The following is an 18,623-nucleotide window of genomic DNA, read 5'->3' as shown; positions in this document are numbered from 1 at the left end:
TTTGTCGCATCGCGTGTTCGTTCGATCGCTGTGACCCGGTCGTCACCCGCCACCCGACGGAAAACGTGGACACTGGAAGGTGCGCGTCCAGCTCGGGGCGAGAGACCAGAGACCGTCGGCGGTGGTCGTTTCCACCGCCCGTCACCCCAGGAGCAATCGATGCCTGATTCCGATCCCGTCCGTTACCCCGACTCCGATCTGTAGAGCGGCGGCAGCGTGGATCCCGGAGCCACACCGCCCGCCGACGACGTGTCGACCTCACTCGGGTCCGACGCCCGGCAGGCGACACCGCGTCGGTTCTCGGCGACCACCGTGGTGGTGGGGGTCATCACGACCATCGTGGTGATCGTCGCGATCGCCGGACTCATCGCCGTGATCGTGGATTCGACCCAGTACTTCTGATCAGGCTCGGTCGCCCTCGACGATGCTCTTGATCTTCTCGAGGGTGGCGGGGATGCCCGTGTGGGCGGCGTCCACGCGGTCGGCGATCTGCGCCTGCGCCTCGTCGCCGTACTTCTCGTGGAAAAAGGAGATGCCGTCGTCGCGGAACTGCCATGTCTCGGTGAGCCGTGTCCCCTCGCCCACGGGTTCGAGTGCGAAACCCCATCGCGCGTATTTGCCGCCGACCAGCCACGCGAACTCACGACCGGGCTCCGCGGCGACCACCACCGAACGTGTCTCCCACGTCCGCGACGGGGTCTCGTTGCGACCGGTGAACCAGGCATCGACCCGCGGGCCGTCGGGACCCGGCTCGTCGCCGCTGTCCCACCAGCAGGCGGCGCAGATCGGGCTCCACTCACCGGTTCTCGTCACGTCGGACACCACCGCGTAGACGGTGGCGGGGTCGGCGTCGATGTCGATGGAGTCGGCGTACTCGTAGGTCATGGGGTCCAACCTAACCTCGGCGCGGAGGGCGCAGGTCAGACCACCACGCCGCCGACGAGACGCCCGATCGCGTAGGTCACGACCATCGCGATGATGCCGCCGATCGTCACCCGGAGGACCGCGCGTGAACGGTGCGCCTCGCCGATCGTCGCGCTGATGAAGCCGGCCAGCGCGAGCGCCACGGCGACCACGATGAAGGTCACCGGGATGCGCAGATGCGCGGGTGTCAGGAGTATCGCCAGCAACGGCAGCATCGCGCCCGTGGTGAACGAGATCGCCGAGGAGATGGCGGCCTGCCACGGGCTGGTGAGGTCGTCGGGATCGATGCCGAGTTCGGCGTCCACGTGGGCGGCGAACGCGTCGTTCTCGGTGAGCTCGGTCGCGACCTGCCATGCGGTCTCGGTGGAGAGTCCCTTGGCCTCGTAGATCGCGGCCAGCTCCTCGAGTTCCTCTTCGGGTTGCTCGACGAGCTCCGCCCGCTCCTTGTCCAGCAGCGCTTTCTCGGTGTCGCGTTGGGTGCTCACCGACACGTACTCGCCGAGTGCCATCGACACAGCGCCGGCGGCCAGTCCCGCCACGCCGGCGGTGAAGATGGGTTCACGTTCGGCGGTCGCCGCGGCGACACCGATGACGATGCCGGCGGTCGACACGATGCCGTCGTTGGCCCCCAACACGCCTGCGCGCAACCAGTTGAGCTTGCCGCCGGTGCCCGCCGCGTGGGGCTCTGCGCTGTGCTGGATCGGTTCGGTCTCGGACATGCGAGTCATTGAACCGTTCTGCGCGTGCGATTTCCAGGCAGTGCAGGCAACCCTGCCCCGGCCAGCACAGGCAAACCTGAACCGGTCGGTGGGCCTGGGTGTCAATCGGCGACGTGCACCACGGTCTTGCCGAAACTGCGTCCTGCCAACATGTCTCGGAATGCGTCGAGGGTGTTGTCGAACCCGTCGACGACATGCTCGAGGTACTTCAGCGACCCGTCGGCCACCCACTGTGATGCCTGCGACAGGAAGGTCTCCTGCTGCTCGGCAGCGAACTCGGTCTGGATGAAGCCGCGCACGGTGAGGCTGCTGCGCAGGATGACGCCCATGAGCGCGCCGCTGCGGTCGGGCCCCTCGGGCAGGGAGGTCAGGTTGTAGTTGGCGACCAGGCCGCACACCGGGATTCGGCCGTAGGTGTTCATGCGTGGAAGGACCGCGTCGAACACCTTGCCGCCCACGTTCTCGAAATAGACGTCGATGCCGTCGCCGGTCGCTGCCGCCAGCTGATCGGCGAAATCGTCGGCGCGGTGGTCGATCGCGGCGTCGAAACCCAATTCGTCACGCAGGTAGGCGACCTTGTCGGGACCGCCGGCGATACCGACGGCACGCGCGCCCTTGATCTTCGCGATCTGACCGACCGCGGACCCCACGGGACCGGTGGCCGCGGCGACGACGACGGTCTCGCCGGGCTGCGGGCGGCCGATGGTCAACAGGCCCGAGTACGCGGTGAAGCCGGGCATCCCGAGTACGCCGAGCGCGGTCGTGTGCGGGATCGCCGAGTCCTTGTCGAGCTTGCGGAGGTGCTTGGTGGATTCGACCGAGTGGGTCTGCCACCCGCCGTAACCGAGGACGATGTCGCCTTCGGCGAAGTCGGGGTCGGTCGAGCGCAGCACGCGCGAGACCGTCGCACCGACCATCGGGGCGTCGATCTCGACCGGCGGTGCGTACGACTTCGCCGAGCTCATACGGCCGCGCATGTAGGGGTCGAGCGAGAGGTCGAGCGTCTGCAACACCACCTGACCGTCCTGGGGATCCGGCAGCGCGAACTCCTCGAAGCGGATGTCGGAGTCCTTCGGCTCGCCGTGGGGGCGGGCGGCGAGAACGATACGTCGTGCGGACTGCGGCGAGGTCATGATGGTGGAGCTCCTTGAGATTTCGTGGACAAAACTGTCGTGTGGGGCAACGACCCCTGCCCGCGCGTTGTTCCGACGCCCTTCGCAGCGCGGTCGCAGCGACCTCCCAGGTTCGGATCCGATGCTGGTCATCACAGCGGGAGGACACCGACGACCACCTCGCCGCAGCATACGAAGGAGTCGATCGTGACATCACCCCAACGCGGGATCAGACGGGCGCGATGGGCGGCCGGCGCACTGGCGGCGAGCGCTCTCGCCGCGGTCGGCATCACCTCGGGTCTGGCCTACGCCGACACGGACAGCACGGGTGGCACCACCACCTCGAGTACCAGCCCGACCTCCACCGAGGCGACCACCGAGACCGGGACTTCGACCCAGACCGGCTCGACCCAGACCGAGTCCGCCGGCAGCGCGTCCTTCGGCGCGGCACCCACCGTCACCGCCGGCTCGGGCGACACCCACGGCCAGACGAGCGGCTCATGAACCGCCCCGACAGCGATCACGTGGCCACCTCGACCTGGCGGGTGTGGGGCCTCGAGGCGTCGCTGGTCGTCACCGACGGTGATCGTCTGCCGGAGGCGCGGGACATCGTCGACGCGGTGCTCGCCGACGTCGACGCCGCGTGCAGCCGTTTCCGTCCCGACACCGAGCTCTACAGCAGGTCGATCCGGCGCGGGCGACCGACGCGGATCACCCCGGTGCTGGCGACCCTCGTCGACGCCGCGCTCGACGCCGCTCGCGCATCCGACGGCGCCGTCGACCCGACCATCGGCCGCCGCCTCATCGCGCTCGGGTACGACCGCGACCTCGCCGACATGGTGGCCGACCGCGCAGCCGGATTGTCTGCGGGCCCCAGCGTCCATGTGCACGAGGCCGATCACACGATGATCCGCAGACACGGCGACACCCTCACCGTCCCCGAGGGTGTGCTCCTCGACCTCGGGGCCACGGCGAAGGCGGTGGCCGCAGACCTCGCCGCCGATGTCATCGCCGACGAGATCGGTTGCGGCGCAATGGTCGATCTCGGCGGCGACATCAGCGCACGCGGACAGGCGCCCGCCGGTGGATGGCAGATCCTGGTGCAGGACCTCCCCGCGGCCGGGGGATGCGAACCCGCCGCGCAGATCGGACTCGTCGGCGACTGCGCGGTCGCCACCTCCAGCACCCTGCGCCGACAGTGGACCCACAAGGGGCGCAGCGTCCACCACATCATCGACCCCCGCACCGGCGATCCCGCCTCACGGCACTGGCGGACCGTCACCGTGGTCGCCCGTCGCTGCGTCGACGCGAACACCCTGACGACCGGTGCGGTCGTCAAAGGCGCTGCGGGGCAGCAGTGGATCGAGTCGACCGGACTGCCCGCGCGTCTCGTCGCCGCCGACGGCACAGTCATCGGACTGGGCGGCTGGCCGCAGGACGCCGAGATGGCGGCATGAGCGACGAGGCCCTCTGGGCGCTGGGACGCGGGACGGGCGTCACCGCCCTGATGATGCTGACGGTGTCGATGGTCCTCGGCATCGCGACCCGGTCGGGCCGCGGTCTCGCCGGTCTACCCCGATTCGGCGTGATCTCGCTGCACCAGTTCGCCTCCCTCTCGGCGACATTGCTGATCGCGGTGCACGTCACGACGCTCGTCGTCGACCCCTATGCCCAACTCGACCTCGTCGACGTGGTCGTGCCGTTCGGCGGCGGTTACGAGTGGTTCTGGGTGGGGCTGGGCACGCTGACCCTCGACGTCGTCGCGGTGGTGGTGCTCAGCGCACTTCTGCGACATCGCATCGGGGCGAGAGCATTCCGCGCCATCCACTGGACCGCATACGGCCTGTGGCCGATCGCCGTCGCCCACGGCCTGGGTTCCGGCAGCGACACCGGCGCGCCGTGGATGTGGGCCGTCACCGCGTGTTGCGTCGTCGCTGTGCTGACCGCGGTCGGCACACGAGTCCATCCCCGTTTCACCGAGTTCTCCCGACCGAGAGAGGTGGCGAACGCATGACCGCGATCACGCAACCGCACCCGTCCCGTCACCGTGCTTCGGCGCCCGATCATCCTGGCGACCGACTGCTGACCGGCGCCGGGCAGTCGCTTCGACGTCATCACGAGATCTACGGGCCGAGGTCCCTGCGCGGCCCCGACCTCATCGGCATGATCGACGCCGCCGGCCTCACCGGCCGTGGCGGCGCGGCCTTCCCGGTCGCACGCAAGATCGCGGCCACCGCAGACGCCGCCCGGCGCCGCAACCGCCCGATCGTCGTCGCGAACGGCGCCGAGGGCGAACCGCTCAGCGGGAAAGATGCCGTCCTGCTGCGACAGTCGCCGCATCTGGTGCTCGATGGTCTCGCCGCGGTCGCCGAGGCGGTCGGAGCCGAGGCCGCCCACCTGTGTGTTCCCGTGCACCGGGTCGCCGAGCTCAGTGCGCTCGTCGGTGAGCGGGCGGCAGCGGGGTGGGACGGCACCGCGGTGACGGTGACCGCGACGGCAGGGCGCTTCGTCGACGGGGAGACCACGGCGATCGTCGACCTGCTCTCCGGCGGGCCGGGACTGCCCCGCAACCGGGTGGTCCCGAGTGCGGTGCGCGGCGTGCGTGGCCGGCCCACCCTCGTGCAGAACGTGGAGACCCTCGCCCATGTCGCGCTCATCGCGCGAAATGGCGCCGCGTGGTTCCGGGGCCGCGGGACCACGGCCGAGCCCGGGACCGCCCTGGTCACACTGTCCGGACCGAGCGGTCTCGACGGCGTCGTCGAGACCGATCTGGGTACACCCTTGGCGGTGCTGTTGCGACGCATCTCGGTGGACCCGACCGACCTCCGCGCGGTCCTCATCGGAGGTTTCCACGGCACGTGGGTCGACGGGCGTGCGGTCCCGCGCCTCGCCCTGTCCGCGCGGTCACTGTCGGATGTCGGCGCGACACCCGGCGCGGGGGTGTTCTCCTACCTGACGCGAGGTGAGCGCGGTCTCCCCGTCGTCGCCGACATCGTCGGCCACCTCGCGCGGGAGAGCGCCGGGCAGTGCGGGCCGTGTCGTTTCGGAATGCCCGCGCTGGCCGAGGCGATGGCCGACGTCGCCGCAGGTGGGAGTCCCCGGGCCGCGCATCGCGCGATCACCCTCGCCGACACCATCGACGGCCGCGGTGCCTGCGGCCATCCCGACGGCACCGCCCACATGGTGCGGTCGGCGCTCGCGGTGTTCCAAGACGAGATCGCGACAGACGGCACGGGAGGACATCGCTCATGACTGCGTTGCACATCGACTGGACCGCCTGCGACGGGCGGGGACTGTGCGCCGAACTGTTGCCCGAGGTGTTCGACCGTGACGAATGGGGATACCCGGTCGGTCGAGACGGGCGCCGCCGACCGGTGGTGCCGCACGACGCCGCCGGTCGGGCGCGTCGAGCGGCCCGGGCCTGTCCCCGGTTGGCGCTGTCGCTGGTCGATCCCGGTCCCGAGGCGCCGAGATCGGGTCACTGATCTGCATCGACACGGCCCAGGGGGCTGCGGACGGCGGTCGCGGTCGGCACAATGATCCCTATGCGCTCGATCTGGAAGGGTGATCTGAGCTTTGGCCTGGTCAACGTGCCGGTCAAGGTGTACTCCGCCACGGAGTCGCACGATCGAACCTCGCACCAGGTCGACGCGAAGGACGGCACCCGCATCCGCTACCGCAAGGTGCGTGAGGGGACCGACACCGAGGTCGAGTTCTCCGACATCGCCAACGCCTACGAGAGCGACAGCGGCGAGACGGTGATCCTCACCAAATCCGACCTCGCCGAGCTCCCAGTGCAGAAGAGCCCCGAGATCTCGATCACCGGGTTCGTTCCGCGCGAGCAGATCGACCCGATCTACTACGACAAGCCCTACTACCTCGAGCCGGCGTCGAAATCGCCGAAGGCGTATGTGTTGCTGCGCCAGGCGCTCGCCGACAGCGACCGCGTAGCGGTGGTGACGTTCACGCTGCGAAATCGGACCCGGCTCGCTGCGCTGCGCGTGGTCGACAACGTGATGACCCTGCAGACGTTGCTGTGGCCCGACGAGGTCCGCAAGGCCGACTTCCCGGCGCTGGAGGACGAACCGACGATCCGGCCGCAGGAACTCGAGATGGCGCAGTCGTTGATCGACACCATGGCAGGCGATTTCGACCCGACAGAGTACGAGGACACCTACCAGCTCGAACTCGGCAAGCTGATCGAGGCGAAAGCCGAAGGAACCGAGGCGTTCCCGACCGCCGAGACCGAGGACTCGGGTGACGACGACTCGGAGGTGGCCGATCTGCTCGCCGCGTTACGCGCATCGGTGAAGAACCGTGGTGGCGCCGACAATTCGTCAGCTGACGATGCGGGGTCCGACGAGAAGGAACCCGCGAAGAAGGCCCCGGCCAAGAAAGCTGCGCCCCGCAAGGCCGCCGCGAAGAAGGCGCCGGCGAAAAAAGCGCCCGCCAAAAAGACCGCGGCGAAGAAGTCGGCCTAGCGCAAGGCGGGTTGACGCACTGGCTCAGTCGAGGCAGAACTCATTGCCCTCGGGATCGAGCATGACGATGAACCCGGTCTCCATCCGACCGTCGGGCTCGACACGCTCCACCTCCGTCGCGCCGAGCGTGGTCAATCGATCGGCTTCCCTCTGCAGCGCCGACATCCGAACGTCACCGTCGAGCCCGGGTGCGGCGCGGACGTCGAGGTGCACACGATTCTTGGTCGATTTCCCCTCGGGAACCCGCTGAAAGAACAGTCGGGGACCGCTGTCGACGTCATGCGGCACCGCCGCCGACCGTGAGTTCCGTTGGTCCGCAGGCACTCCCCATGCTCGAGCGCGCGGTCCCACGTGTCGAATCCCGGCGGCGGTGGCTGGACGCGATAGTCGAGCACTTCGCACCAGAAGGCGGCCAAGGCAGCCGGATCGGCGCAGTCGAAGGTGATCTGGACCTCGCGGGCGGACATGGGAGCGAGGCTAACCCATCGAAGCGTCTAGCGTTGCGGTCCGCGGTATACCTGCGCGACCTTGCGGCGGCCCACCAGTTTCCCGGCCGCAGGCAGCAGTCGTTGCCCGGTGGACACCAGCGCGGGTAGACGCCCGGGGATGACCTGATCGCGCCCGGAGTCCAACGCCGCCAGCGTCTCCCGCGCGATCGTCTCCACCGGCACCTTCGGGATGGTCAACGTGTGCGCACGGTTCTCGGGTGTGCGGGTGGCGTCGAGAGCCTCCACGAGAGGGGAGTCGAATTCCCCGGGGCAGATCAGGTGGACCCCGATGCCCTGCGGCTCCATCTCGAATCGCAGCGCGTTCGTGAAACCGACGAGGGCATGCTTGGCCGCGCAATACGGCGTGTACCCGAAGACGCCCGTGAGCCCGGCGAGTGAGGCGATGTTCACGATCCGACCACCCGGATGCGGAAGATGAGGCAACACTGCGCGAATCGCGTTGACGGTGCCGAAGAAATTGATGTCCATGACATCGGTGAACGCTGCTGCGGGCAGGGTCTCGAAGTAGCCCTCGCGCATGATGCCCGCCGAGTTGATCAGCACGTCGATCGGATGGTCGGCGGCGAGTCGACCGAAGGCGTCGGTGAGCCCATCAGGGTCGGAGACGTCGACCGACAGTGTGCGCACCGCAGCATCGGCGACCTCCGCGCGCAGCGTCTTCGCCGCCGCGGCGAGCTTCACCTCGTCACGTGCGAGCAGCGTCACCCCGACACCGCGATGCGCCAACTGGCGGCTGATCTCGAGTCCCAGCCCCGACGATCCGCCCGTCACCACCGCGTGACGGCCCGCGCGTGTCCAGGTTTCCCGGCCGCTCACCGTGCGGTCACCGGTGCCGGACGTGCCGTGGCCGCCTCGTACGAGGTGGCCGAATCCTTGTCGGGCACATGTGACATGGCCTCCTCGGCCATCGCGGTGATGGTGAGGCTCGGATTCACACCCGCGTTTGCGGCGACGGTCGAACCGTCGGTGATCAACAGGTTCTCGTAGCCGAAGGCGCGTCGGTAGCGGTCGACGACCCCGCGCGCGGGCGAATCGGCGATCACCGCGCCACCGAGGATGTGGGCGGTGGTGGGTCGGGCCAGCAGCGATTCGGTCACCGCGGTCGAACCGTAACCGCCCCCGCCGATGTGCCGAACCGCCGATTCGGCGATCTTCCGGGCGATCGGGAGGTCACCCAGCGGTGCGTCCCCGTCGCCGACCGCGGTGTTGACGCGGCTGAACCGATTCCGTCGGCGCAACCGCAGCGCGGTGTCGGTGCTCTGCATGATGGTGAACACCACCGAGCGCCTCGACCAGCCCCGCAGACGACCCGGGCTCAGCCACCGCAGCGGACGCGCGAGTACGGCGAGCACGAACTGCCCCACCCGCAATCGGCCGCCGGTGAGCGGACCGAACGTGAGACCCATCGCGTCGCCGCCGAGACCGTATGTGTTGTTGGTGAAGTGGGTGTGTTCGTCGGGGTGGATGCTCGTGGTGATGGCGATGTCGCTGCGCAGGTCGGCGTCGCGGTCGTTCGAGGTGACCGCCACGATGGCCTCGCTGTTGGTGCGCACGAGGTGACCGAGCCGGTCGCTCAGCCGGGGGAGGCTACCGCGGTCGCGCAACGTGCGCAGCAGCAGGTTGGTGCCCAGAGCGCCGCCGGCCACCACGACGCCGCGCGTCCGGATCGTCCGTCGGTCACGACGCACGATGCCGCCCGACCGGACCGTGGTGACCTCGTAGCCGTCGGAACCGTCGGCGGCGCCGATCGGACGGATGTCGACGACGGTCCGTTCGGCCTCCACCCGGGCGCCGAGGCGTTCGGCGAGGTACAGGTAGTTCTTCACGAGGGTGTTCTTGGCGTTGTGGCGGCACCCGAGCATGCACTGGCCGCATCGGATGCAGCCCTCGCGGTCGGGGCCGGCGCCGTCGAAGTAGGGGTCCGGGACCCGCTTCCCGGGTTCGCCGAGGAACACGCCGACCTCGGTGGTGTGGAGGCGATCGCTCGCACCGAGGTCGGCGGCGATGTCGCGCATCAGGTTCTCGCTCGGTCCCTCGCCGACGAACGTGGTGACACCGAGCATCTTCTGTGCGGTCTCGAAGTGCGGGGCGAGTTCGGCCCGCCAGTCGGCGAGATCGGCCCACTGCGGATGGCGGTAGAAGTCGTCGGAGTGCGGCACGTAGAGGGTGTTGCCGTAGACGAGCGACCCGCCGCCCACACCGACGCCGCTGATGACCGTGACGTGGGAGAACGGGGTCATGGCCATGATCCCGCGCAGGCCGGCGAACGGAGCCCACAGCAGTTTGCCGACCTGCCAGGCACTCGAGGCGAAATCGGTGTCGGCGAAGCGGCGGCCCTTCTCCAACACGGTCACGCCGTAGCCCTTCTCGACCAGTCGCAGTGCGGCGACGCTGCCGCCGAAACCGGATCCGATGACGACCCAGTCGTGGTCGATCTCCGTCATGACGCGTTCGCCTTCCATCCGATGACAAGCGTCATCACTTTAGCCCACGGGCGCGGCGGGGCCGAGCGGAATCGGTTCAGCGAACTGACTCGGCGATCGCCACCAGGAACCGCGTCGACGCCGCGACCAGCACCTTCCGGTCGGTGACGTATCCGTCGATCAGCCAGGCCGTGCCGGTCTGACGGATGCCACCGACGGCCGCCGTCGCGAGCACCCGCCGCTCGGCGTCGTCGGCGGGTCCCGGCCCGTCGGCTCGCATCTGCGACAGCAAGAGGTCGCCGAACCGGTTGAGGGTGTCGAGGTAAAGCCGGTCGACCCGGGGGCTCACCCCGAGGACCTCGAGCCACACCACGCGCGCCAACTGCGGGTTCTCGGTGACGCGGAAGAACGCGTCGAGCCCCCGCTCGGCCCGGGTGACGGTGTGCGCATCGGTCGGCAGTGCCGCGAGTTCGGTGATGACGGCCGTCATCATGGCCTCGACGCATTCGGAATAGACGGCGATCAGCAGATCCTCGAGGGTCGGGAACTGCTCGTAGAAATATCGATCGGCGACGCGCGCCTCGCGGCACAGGCCGCGCACGGTCGCCGCGCGAAAACCCACCGACCCGAAGATCGCGAGGCCCGCGTCGAGCAGTTGCCGCCGACGCCGTTCGTCGCGCGCGAGCGGACTCTCGCCGCCGTACGTGCGGCCCCCCTCCTGCGCGATGCTCACCTCACCCCTTCTTGTGATCGCCGAACGGTTCGTCGCGTTCCCGCACCGCCTGCTTGAAACCCGATGTCGCCGAACGGGTCTGGAATGCATACCCTTCGCGCGTATGCCGCGACACGCCGTCGAAGACAGTGCTGATCATCGCCGAGTTGGCCACACCCTGCGAGAGCAGGGCGCTGTTGAGGGCGAGTTTGACCATCATCAGCTGGTTGATCGGCATCGCGGCGATGCGGGCGACGTAGTCCTCCACCACCTCGTCGAGACGATCGGCCGGTGCCGATTCGACCGCCAGACCCCAGTCGAGCGCGGTCTTCCCGTCGATGCTGTCGCCGGTGAACAGCATCCGCTTGGCGCGTTGGTCGCCGATGCGATGGGCCCACAGGCCTGTCGACGGCACACCCCACACCCGCACCGGGGGGTAACCGATGCGGACGTCGTCGGCGGTGATGATCTGGTCGCAGTGCAGGGCGATGTCGGTGCCGCCCGCGATACAGAACCCGTGCAGCTTCGCCACCACCGGCTTGTTCGCGTGCAACAGGCTGGAGAACCCGCGACCGTTGCGACTCATCATCGCGAAATCGACCATCGGATCCCACTGGCCGACCGGGTTGTGGTTGGTCGCCTGCACCATCGGGTCGAGCACGGTGCCGTCGACCCCTACCTCGTGGACCGATGTCCGCGACTCGTCGGCGCCCGGGTCCTGCCATCGTTCGGCGAACATGCCCAGGTCGTACCCACCGCAGAAGCCCTTGCCGCGACCGGACAGCAGGATCACGTGCACGCGCGGATCGAGATCGGCGTGCTCGACGGCGGCGGCGATGTCGCGCGGGGTGTCGGAGGTGATCGCGTTGCCGTGCGCCGGCCGGTTGAAGGTGATCCGCGCGATGCGGCCGGTCACCTCGTAGGTCAGCGTCGGATAGTCGAGTGCGTCCGGGGGCGTGCGGTCGCCCACCGCCGAGACCGGTGGGCCCGAGGTCCAGTCGTCACGCCATCCGGCCGGGCGGTCGCCGCCCTCGGTCGGGGTCGTCAGGTTCGCGTCATCGGTCATCGCCGCAACACTATCGGTGGCCGCAGGGCCTCGGGCCCGGACTGCGCGGGTCTACCCTCGACCCATGGCCGAGCTGGTTCAGGTGCGTCACGACGGTCCGGTGACCGTCATCGCCATCGACCGTCCCGAGGTACGCAACGCGGTCGATCGCCCGACCGCCGAGGCCCTCGCGCAGGCCTTCCGCGACTTCGACACCGACGACGACGCCGCCGTCGCGATCCTGCACGGACTCGGCGGCACGTTCTGCGCCGGCGCCGATCTCGGCGCCATCGCGGCCGGTGACCCCGAGCGCATCAATCGCTTCGCGCCCGACGGCGACGCCCCGATGGGGGTCTCGCGGATGCGTCTGGGCAAACCGGTGATCGCCGCGATCGAGGGATACGCCGTCGCCGGTGGTCTCGAACTCGCCCTCTGGGCCGATCTGCGCGTCGCCGACGAGAACGCGACCCTCGGCGTCTTCTGCCGTCGCTGGGGGGTCCCGTTGATCGACGGCGGGACCGTCCGGCTGCCCCGACTCATCGGCGAGAGTCGCGCGATGGACCTCATCCTCACCGGCCGCCCGGTGAGCGCGACCGAGGCCCACGCCATCGGATTGGTCAACCGGATCGCCCCCGCGGGGACCGCACTCGAGGCCGCCACGACACTCGCGCACGAGCTCGCGGCGTTCCCTCAGACCTGCCTGCGCGAGGACCGGAGGTCGGTGCTCGAACAGGACGGCCTCACCCTCGACCAGGCGCTGCTGAACGAGACCCGCCACGGGGCGACGTCGTTGGTGAACGGCACGGCGCAGGGCGCGGGGCGGTTCGTGTCCGGTGCGGGTCGGCACGGCACCTTCGAGTCCGGCACGTCGTGATCCGCCGGTGCGGTCAGTCGTCGGCGGTGTCGACGACGGTCGCGCGTCGGCGCGACCGGTAGCCGAGAACGGTCGGGACGCCACCCAGCACCAGCAGGGTGATCAGACCCGCGACGCCGGCCCACAGGAACGACCGCGCGACCAACGGCGCGTTGTCACGGGCGAGGATCACCTGCGTCTGTCCGGTCGATTCGGGCGGGGTGATGGCGGCGGTCGGGCCCAGATCGGCCTGCGCCGCACCGATACGGCTGTCGATCGTCTTCAGGACGGTGGTCAACTGACCGAACGTCTTGCTGAACGAGTTCGCCGCCTCGACCACCCGGGGTCGCGCCGACGACAGCGTCGCGAACCCCTCACTGAGCTGGTCGGCCGACCGGCGTGCCGAGGAGATGCTCGCGTCGACCGTCCCGGCCGACGACCGTGCCGCCGGCCCCAACCCCGCCAACGCCCGCTGCAGCCCGGCGATCGCCTCGGTCTGCGACGTGAGATCTCCCGTGGCCTTCTGCAACGATCGCAACGCCGGCAGACTGCTGCGCGCACCCGGGATGGCGTTCGACTCGACGGCGGCGACGATGCGGTCGACGAGGCCGTCGATCGGGGCCGCGGCGTCGGACAACCGCGACACCTCGCCGAGGGCGCCGGACGCCCGCGCGGTCAGCTGCGACACCTGCCCCCCGGCCGCCGCCAACGACGGCGCCTGCTCGAGCGCCGTCACCAGCTGCTGTGATCCGCGTCCGGCGGTGTCGACCGCGTCGAAGATCTGCTCGACGCCGGACGTCAGCGTGGTCACCGTCGCCGATCCGCCCGACACCGCCGCGGTCAGGAAACCGAACAACAGCTTGGCCTCCGAGAGCGAGTCCCGGGCGGACTGGACCTTTTCCGGTCGGGGGTCGGCGGCCTGCGGCGCGGCGATCGGACGCGACGGCGCGCCCGCGGCGAACACCGACCCGCCGACGATCACCGACACCGTCACCACGCCGAGGAACACCGGGACCCATCGGGGCATGCGAGAGATCGTGGTCGTCACGACCACAGACTAGGTACTCGGCCGCGGGGGCCGTCCGGCCGCCGCGAGGGGAACTCGCAGCATTTCCTCAGAAACGGTGGGCTCCGCGAGGTGGGGGCGTCGGGACGCGGCACCGACTCTGGCCGAACCCTCAGACGGCGTCGCGCTCCGCGACGTGGGACTTCGACGTTCTGGCACCCTGGATACGGACATGACATGTGAACGATGAGAGGGCGGTGGGCGTGAGTTCCGTCCTGGAGAAGACACGGGTACGCAGGCGGCCGGCCGTCGGCCCTCGGCGGCTGCGGATCAGCGCCGTCGAGGCCGCCGAGGCCGCTGCGCTCGCCGATGTGGCCGCCGCGATCTGTGTGCTGAGCCGGGTGCTGCCGATCGCGGGGGCCGCGATCCTGGTGTCGTCGATCCCGTTCGCCGTCCTGGGTATCCGACGGCGCCTGTCGGTGTGCATCCTCGCCGGCGTCACCGGGTGGATCGTGGCCCTGCTCTTCGGTGGGTACGGCACGGCGAACATGGTCGCCGGCGCCGCGTTGTCGGGATGCTTCGCGGGTATCGCGATCCGTCGGCTCTGGTCGCCGCCGACCGTCGTCGCCGGTGCGATCCTCGGGCTCGGCGTCCCGTCGGCGGCACTGACCACCGCCGGCCTCGCCATCTTCTCGAGCTACCGCGAGTTCATCTTCGACAACATCCGCAACACGGTCGGCGGCGCGGCCCGGCTGATCGGCAACGCCGGTGCCACCCAGGTCGAGCAACTCGACCGCGCGGTCGTGAGCGCTCTGCGGGTCTGGCCGATCACCATCCCCGTGGCGACACTGCTCGGGGTCGTGTTCACCGCGCTGTTCACCTATCTGTTCGTCAAACGCCCGGCGCAGTCCCTCGCACGCCGCCTCGGGCCGCCGCCGACCGATGTTCTCGTGGAGGAGACCGGCCGCATCGCGCCGGTCCCGATGGAGCTGCGCGATGTCTCGGTCACCCACCCCGGGGCCACCACCCCGACGGTCTGGGGGATGAACGCCTACATCGCGCCCGGCCGTCTCACCGCGGTCGCCGGACGAAACGGTGCGGGTAAATCGACTCTCGCCCGGGTCATCTCGGGCCGCGCTCCCACCACCGGTGTAGTCATCCGTGCGGGCAACCCCGGACTCGGAGCGCCCGGGGGCACCGCCGTCATCGGCCAGCGACCCGAGACCGGTGTGCTCGGACTACAGGTCGGCGACGACCTCGCCTGGGGTGACCCCTCGATGACCCCCGAACGTGCCCGCGCGCTGCTCGACCGCGTGGGCCTCGACGTCGCGCTCGACGCCGAGACCTCGCGGCTGTCCGGGGGACAGCTGCAGCGACTCGCGATCGCCGGCGCCCTCGCGCGCGATCCGCAGTTGCTCGTCAGCGACGAGAGCACCGCGATGATCGACGGCGCGGGCCGAGAGGCGCTGATGACGACCTACCGGCGACTCGCGGACGCGGGGACCGCGGTGGTGCACGTGACCCACGACCCGCGTGAACTCGCCGGCGCCGATGCGACGATCGTGGTCCCCGGCGGCGACACCGAACCGGCGACACCACCTGTGGGCAACCGCCGCAACTGGATTCGTGGCGGCCGGCTCGATGTGACGGGCCTGCGGTTCGCCCACGACAGCGGCACCCCGTGGCACCGGGAGGTGCTCGCCGACATCGACATGACCATCGCTCCGGGGCAGACCGTCCTCGTGACCGGGGCGAACGGCGCGGGCAAATCGACCCTGGCCCGGCTGCTCGCCGGCATCGAGACGCCCGACGCCGGTCAGGTCCTCCTCGATGGGGAGCCGGTGCGCAACAACCGCGAGGGTGCACTGTTCGGCCACCAGTACGCACGACTGTCGCTGGTGCGCTCCCGTGTCCGCGACGACATCTGCGATGCCGCGGGCGTCGACCGCGCCAACGGTCGACTGGTGTGGGAGTCGTTGCGCGAGTTGGGTCTCGACCCGTCGGTGGTCGCCGAGATGCGTGTCGATCACCTCAGCGTCGGCCAGCAGCGTCGGGTCGCGCTGGCCGGACTCCTCGCCGCCCGCCCCCGTGTCCTCGTGCTCGACGAGCCGCTCGCCGGGCTCGACGACGCCTCGCGGATCGCGATGGTCGATGCGTTGGCGCGGGTGCGCGCCTCGGGCACCACGCTCGTCATCGTCACCCACGACCTGAACGAACTGCGCGCCATCGCCGACCGCGCGATCGACGTGGCGGTCCTCCCGCCGCGACCGGCGGCGGTGCAGAAGCGTCCCTCGCGGGCCTCGATGGCGGGCGTCGTGGGACGCGTCCTGCCCCGGTCGTCCCCGGCACACCGACTGTGGGTGGGCAGCAAGGTGTTCGCCATCGTCGCGACGGCGTTGATGTTCGCGATCGATCCGGGCTGGGTCACCGTCGGCGCCTCTGTGCTCATCGCCGCGGTGTGGACGCTCGCCGGCCGGATCCCCGTCGCTGCCCTCCCGCGGCTGCCGTGGTGGATCTTCGCGCTGATGGGGCTGGGCGGGTTCGTGACCGCGATGGGCGGCGGGAAGCCGTTCGTGACGGTGTTCGACGTCCGACTCGGGCTCGGCGGCGCGAGCACGTGGGCGGTGCTCATCTCGATAACGATCGTGTCGTTCTACCTGTCGCTGGTGTTCTGCTGGACCACACCGATGGCGGAGGTACCCGCCTTCGGGCAGCGGGTGGTCGGCTGGGCGCGGCGCGTGCGCATCCCGCTCCAGCCGGTCGCGGTGGCGGTGACCGTGGCACTGCGTCTGCTCCCGTTCATGATCTCCGACTTCCGGGTGCTGTTGCAGACAGTGGGGCAGCGTCGCACCCCGGGCAGGCGATCGGCGCAGCAGCGGGTCGAACAGTGGTCGGCCTGCATGCCCATCGCGTGTTCGCTCGCGGTGCAGAGTGCGCGTGAGGTGGCCACCGCGATGGACAACCGCGGCGGGATCGGGTCGGTCGCCCGCGCCGATCGCCGCCCCGGATTCGCCGATGTCGTCGCCATCGTCTTCGTCGCCGCCGTGGTGGTGGCGGCGATCGTCGTAGGCTGAGACAACGGCTGCGCCGCTATTGACGTTGCGTCAATAAGAGCGTTATTGTCGATCAGTCAATAAGCGTCCGGTGTGTTCGTCAGCCGGATCTGCTCCGATGCGGAGAGGATCATCATGACCCAGGCAGGCACATCCGAGACCAGGTCGGAGTCATCAGTCGAGTTCCGTGACGTGCTGATCGTCGGGGCGGGACTCTCGGGCATCGACGCCGCGTACCGGCTGCAGGAACGCAACCCCGGCCTGAGCTACGCGATCCTGGAGCGTCGCCACGCCATCGGCGGCACCTGGGATCTCTTCCGCTATCCCGGTGTCCGCTCCGACAGCGACATCTACACGCTGAGCTACCCCTTCCGTCCGTGGGACGGGGAGAAGTCCATCGCCGACGGCGACGACATCCGGCAGTACCTCGTCGACGCCGCCACCGAATACGGCATCGACGAGAAGATCCGCTACGGCGTCCACGTGCTCTCGGCCGACTTCGACACCACCGTCGACCGGTGGACGATCGAGACCGAGATCGACGGCAAGCCCGTCACCTACCAGGCACGGTTCTTCCACCTGTGCACCGGCTACTACGACTACGACGGCGGGTACACACCGGATTTCGCCGGGATCGATCGTTTCGGCGGGGAGGTCGTGCACCCGCAGAAGTGGCCCGAGGATCTCGACTACGCCGGCAAGAAGGTGGTCGTGATCGGCAGCGGTGCCACGGCGATCACGTTGATCCCCAGCATGTCCCGCGACGCCGAGCACGTCACGATGCTCCAGCGCTCGCCCACCTACATCACGGTGCTGCCGTCGGTCGACAAGGTCGCGCACGCCCTGCAGAAGCGCCTGCCCGCGCCGCTGGCGAGCAAGATCATCCGCGGGAAGAACGCCGGCATCTCGCTGGCGTTCTACCTCTACTGCCGCCGCTACCCCGATTCGGCACGCGCACGGCTGCGTGGGCTGGCCAAGCGGATCCTGCCCGACGGTTTCGACGTCGACACCCACTTCAACCCGACCTACAACCCGTGGGACCAGCGTCTGTGCGTCGTCCCCGACGCAGACCTGTTCCGCGCCATCAAATCCGGCAAGGCCGGGATCGTCACCGACACGATCGACAGTTTCGACGAGACCGGTATCCGGTTGTCGTCGGGTGACCACCTCGACGCCGACGTCGTCGTGACCGCGACCGGACTGCAGTTGCAGGTGTTCGGCGGCATCAGCCTGGCGGTCGACGGCGAGAAGGTCACCCCGGGTGAGCGTTTCCTCTACCGCGGTCGGATGCTCGAGGGTGTCCCCAACTTCGCCTGGACGTTCGGGTACACCAATGCGTCGTGGACGCTGCGCGCCGATCTCACGTCGAAGGCCGTCGCAGACCTGTTGCACTACATGGACTCTCACGGGTACACCCACGCCTACCCCGACCGGGGCGGCAAGGAGCTCCCCGACGTGCCGATGGTCGACCTCTCCAGCGGTTACGTCGCGCGGTCGGCGGGCGCACTACCCAAGGCCAGTGCCGCCAAGCCGTGGACCGTTCGCGCCAACGTGGTGCTCGACGCGATCGACGCCAAGCGCGACAAGATCACCGAGTCGATGACCTTCGGCCGCGCACCGAAGGTCGCGCCGGACGTCGTCCACAGCTGACCGTGGCCGAGATCGTCCCCCTGGGGGGTCGCCGACGGCAATCTGCCCTCGACGGGTCCTGAGGGGGACGATCTCAGCCACTTGTGCCGCGACGCGACGGCACGTAATTCGATGGCGTAGGTGCCTCGGACACCGG

Annotated in this window: 18 protein-coding genes and 1 pseudogene; 10 read left to right on the top strand and 9 right to left on the bottom strand. The window is 69.5% G+C overall.

The window, feature by feature from the left end; translation table 11 throughout:
- Positions 1 to 216 precede the first annotated feature (216 nt).
- Entirely contained in the window at positions 217 to 402 is a 186-nt protein-coding gene (locus tag ACLBW1_RS01285; protein ID WP_447809617.1) for a DUF6480 family protein, read from the top strand.
- On the opposite strand, the gene ACLBW1_RS01280 is transcribed toward ACLBW1_RS01285, so the two are convergent.
- From ACLBW1_RS01280 to ACLBW1_RS01270, 3 genes are all read right to left on the bottom strand, one after another.
- Positions 403 to 885, bottom strand: a complete 483-nt coding sequence (locus ACLBW1_RS01280) for an SRPBCC family protein (RefSeq protein ID WP_447809616.1) — start codon at positions 883 to 885, stop codon at positions 403 to 405.
- 35 nt (positions 886 to 920) lie between these two features.
- A complete protein-coding gene (locus ACLBW1_RS01275) occupies positions 921 to 1,643 on the bottom strand; it encodes a VIT1/CCC1 transporter family protein (protein WP_447809615.1) in 723 nt (240 codons plus the stop codon).
- Positions 1,644 to 1,744: 101 nt separating this feature from the next.
- On the bottom strand, positions 1,745 to 2,776 hold the full coding sequence (locus ACLBW1_RS01270; RefSeq protein ID WP_447809613.1) for an NADP-dependent oxidoreductase: 1,032 nt from the start codon (positions 2,774 to 2,776) through the stop codon (positions 1,745 to 1,747).
- A gap of 186 nt (positions 2,777 to 2,962) precedes the next feature.
- On the opposite strand from ACLBW1_RS01270, the gene ACLBW1_RS01265 reads away from it, so the two are divergent.
- Genes ACLBW1_RS01265 through ku form a run of 6 tightly spaced genes read left to right on the top strand, consistent with a single transcriptional unit; the run spans position 2,963 to position 7,236 of the window.
- On the top strand, positions 2,963 to 3,259 hold the full coding sequence (locus tag ACLBW1_RS01265) for a hypothetical protein (RefSeq protein ID WP_447809611.1): 297 nt from the start codon (positions 2,963 to 2,965) through the stop codon (positions 3,257 to 3,259).
- Positions 3,256 to 4,212: an FAD:protein FMN transferase gene (locus tag ACLBW1_RS01260; RefSeq protein WP_447809610.1), complete on the top strand. Its 957-nt coding sequence runs from the start codon at positions 3,256 to 3,258 to the stop codon at positions 4,210 to 4,212. The genes ACLBW1_RS01265 and ACLBW1_RS01260 overlap by 4 nt, the downstream gene beginning before the upstream one ends.
- Positions 4,209 to 4,769, top strand: a complete 561-nt coding sequence (locus tag ACLBW1_RS01255; RefSeq protein WP_447809608.1) for a ferric reductase-like transmembrane domain-containing protein — start codon at positions 4,209 to 4,211, stop codon at positions 4,767 to 4,769. The genes ACLBW1_RS01260 and ACLBW1_RS01255 overlap by 4 nt, the downstream gene beginning before the upstream one ends.
- Positions 4,766 to 6,007: an NADH-ubiquinone oxidoreductase-F iron-sulfur binding region domain-containing protein gene (locus ACLBW1_RS01250; protein WP_447809607.1), complete on the top strand. Its 1,242-nt coding sequence runs from the start codon at positions 4,766 to 4,768 to the stop codon at positions 6,005 to 6,007. Before ACLBW1_RS01255 ends, ACLBW1_RS01250 begins: the two co-directional genes overlap by 4 nt.
- Positions 6,004 to 6,240 carry a ferredoxin gene (locus ACLBW1_RS01245; RefSeq protein WP_447809606.1) on the top strand — a complete coding sequence of 79 codons (237 nt, stop codon included), beginning with the start codon at positions 6,004 to 6,006 and terminating at the stop codon, positions 6,238 to 6,240. Before ACLBW1_RS01250 ends, ACLBW1_RS01245 begins: the two co-directional genes overlap by 4 nt.
- 60 nt (positions 6,241 to 6,300) lie before the next feature.
- Entirely contained in the window at positions 6,301 to 7,236 is a 936-nt protein-coding gene (gene ku, locus ACLBW1_RS01240) for a non-homologous end joining protein Ku (protein ID WP_447809605.1), read from the top strand.
- 24 nt (positions 7,237 to 7,260) lie between these two features.
- On the opposite strand, the pseudogene ACLBW1_RS01235 reads toward ku, so the two are convergent.
- The 5 genes and pseudogenes from ACLBW1_RS01235 to ACLBW1_RS01215 all read right to left on the bottom strand — a co-directional run bounded on the left by ACLBW1_RS01235 (position 7,261) and on the right by ACLBW1_RS01215 (position 11,946).
- A pseudogene (locus tag ACLBW1_RS01235) lies at positions 7,261 to 7,703 on the bottom strand (VOC family protein).
- Between the two features lie 27 nt (positions 7,704 to 7,730).
- Entirely contained in the window at positions 7,731 to 8,561 is an 831-nt protein-coding gene (locus ACLBW1_RS01230; protein ID WP_447809603.1) for an SDR family NAD(P)-dependent oxidoreductase, read from the bottom strand.
- Positions 8,558 to 10,189 (bottom strand): FAD-dependent oxidoreductase, encoded by a 1,632-nt coding sequence (locus tag ACLBW1_RS01225; RefSeq protein ID WP_447809602.1) that lies wholly within the window; start codon positions 10,187 to 10,189, stop codon positions 8,558 to 8,560. The genes ACLBW1_RS01230 and ACLBW1_RS01225 overlap by 4 nt, the downstream gene beginning before the upstream one ends.
- 76 nt (positions 10,190 to 10,265) lie before the next feature.
- The gene (locus ACLBW1_RS01220) at positions 10,266 to 10,901 is read right to left on the bottom strand and encodes a TetR/AcrR family transcriptional regulator (protein WP_447809601.1); all 636 of its coding nucleotides are present in this window, start codon (positions 10,899 to 10,901) and stop codon (positions 10,266 to 10,268) included.
- 1 nt (position 10,902) lies between these two features.
- A complete protein-coding gene (locus tag ACLBW1_RS01215) occupies positions 10,903 to 11,946 on the bottom strand; it encodes a crotonase/enoyl-CoA hydratase family protein (protein WP_447809600.1) in 1,044 nt (347 codons plus the stop codon).
- Positions 11,947 to 12,010: 64 nt separating this feature from the next.
- Between ACLBW1_RS01215 and ACLBW1_RS01210 the strand changes: the two genes are divergently transcribed.
- Positions 12,011 to 12,799, top strand: a complete 789-nt coding sequence (locus ACLBW1_RS01210) for a crotonase/enoyl-CoA hydratase family protein (protein ID WP_447809599.1) — start codon at positions 12,011 to 12,013, stop codon at positions 12,797 to 12,799.
- A 13-nt stretch (positions 12,800 to 12,812) separates the two neighbouring features.
- Here the strand turns inward: ACLBW1_RS01210 and ACLBW1_RS01205 are convergent, their stop codons facing one another.
- Positions 12,813 to 13,826, bottom strand: a complete 1,014-nt coding sequence (locus ACLBW1_RS01205) for a hypothetical protein (protein ID WP_447809598.1) — start codon at positions 13,824 to 13,826, stop codon at positions 12,813 to 12,815.
- Between the two features lie 221 nt (positions 13,827 to 14,047).
- Between ACLBW1_RS01205 and ACLBW1_RS01200 the strand changes: the two genes are divergently transcribed.
- Entirely contained in the window at positions 14,048 to 16,858 is a 2,811-nt protein-coding gene (locus tag ACLBW1_RS01200) for an ATP-binding cassette domain-containing protein (protein WP_447809597.1), read from the top strand.
- A gap of 114 nt (positions 16,859 to 16,972) precedes the next feature.
- On the top strand, positions 16,973 to 18,487 hold the full coding sequence (locus ACLBW1_RS01195) for a flavin-containing monooxygenase (RefSeq protein ID WP_447809595.1): 1,515 nt from the start codon (positions 16,973 to 16,975) through the stop codon (positions 18,485 to 18,487).
- The last annotated feature ends 136 nt before the right edge of the window (positions 18,488 to 18,623 follow it).

The sequence above is a fragment of the Williamsia sp. M5A3_1d genome (assembly GCF_053345315.1).
Note: the sequence above shows the minus strand (reverse complement) of the source record. Positions and strands in the feature narration are given on the sequence as shown.

What these genes read in the sequence shown, in the direction of transcription:
- ACLBW1_RS01280 (WP_447809616.1), bottom strand. Translation starts at nt 885, where the DNA reads ATGACCTACGAGTACGCCGACTCCATCGACATCGACGCCGACCCCGCC.
- ACLBW1_RS01275 (WP_447809615.1), bottom strand. Translation starts at nt 1,643, where the DNA reads ATGTCCGAGACCGAACCGATCCAGCACAGCGCAGAGCCCCACGCGGCG.
- ACLBW1_RS01270 (WP_447809613.1), bottom strand. Translation starts at nt 2,776, where the DNA reads ATGACCTCGCCGCAGTCCGCACGACGTATCGTTCTCGCCGCCCGCCCC.
- ACLBW1_RS01260 (WP_447809610.1), top strand. Translation starts at nt 3,256, where the DNA reads ATGAACCGCCCCGACAGCGATCACGTGGCCACCTCGACCTGGCGGGTG.
- ACLBW1_RS01255 (WP_447809608.1), top strand. Translation starts at nt 4,209, where the DNA reads ATGAGCGACGAGGCCCTCTGGGCGCTGGGACGCGGGACGGGCGTCACC.
- ACLBW1_RS01250 (WP_447809607.1), top strand. Translation starts at nt 4,766, where the DNA reads ATGACCGCGATCACGCAACCGCACCCGTCCCGTCACCGTGCTTCGGCG.
- ACLBW1_RS01245 (WP_447809606.1), top strand. Translation starts at nt 6,004, where the DNA reads ATGACTGCGTTGCACATCGACTGGACCGCCTGCGACGGGCGGGGACTG.
- ku (WP_447809605.1), top strand. Translation starts at nt 6,301, where the DNA reads ATGCGCTCGATCTGGAAGGGTGATCTGAGCTTTGGCCTGGTCAACGTG.
- ACLBW1_RS01225 (WP_447809602.1), bottom strand. Translation starts at nt 10,189, where the DNA reads ATGACGGAGATCGACCACGACTGGGTCGTCATCGGATCCGGTTTCGGC.
- ACLBW1_RS01215 (WP_447809600.1), bottom strand. Translation starts at nt 11,946, where the DNA reads ATGACCGATGACGCGAACCTGACGACCCCGACCGAGGGCGGCGACCGC.
- ACLBW1_RS01210 (WP_447809599.1), top strand. Translation starts at nt 12,011, where the DNA reads ATGGCCGAGCTGGTTCAGGTGCGTCACGACGGTCCGGTGACCGTCATC.
- ACLBW1_RS01195 (WP_447809595.1), top strand. Translation starts at nt 16,973, where the DNA reads ATGACCCAGGCAGGCACATCCGAGACCAGGTCGGAGTCATCAGTCGAG.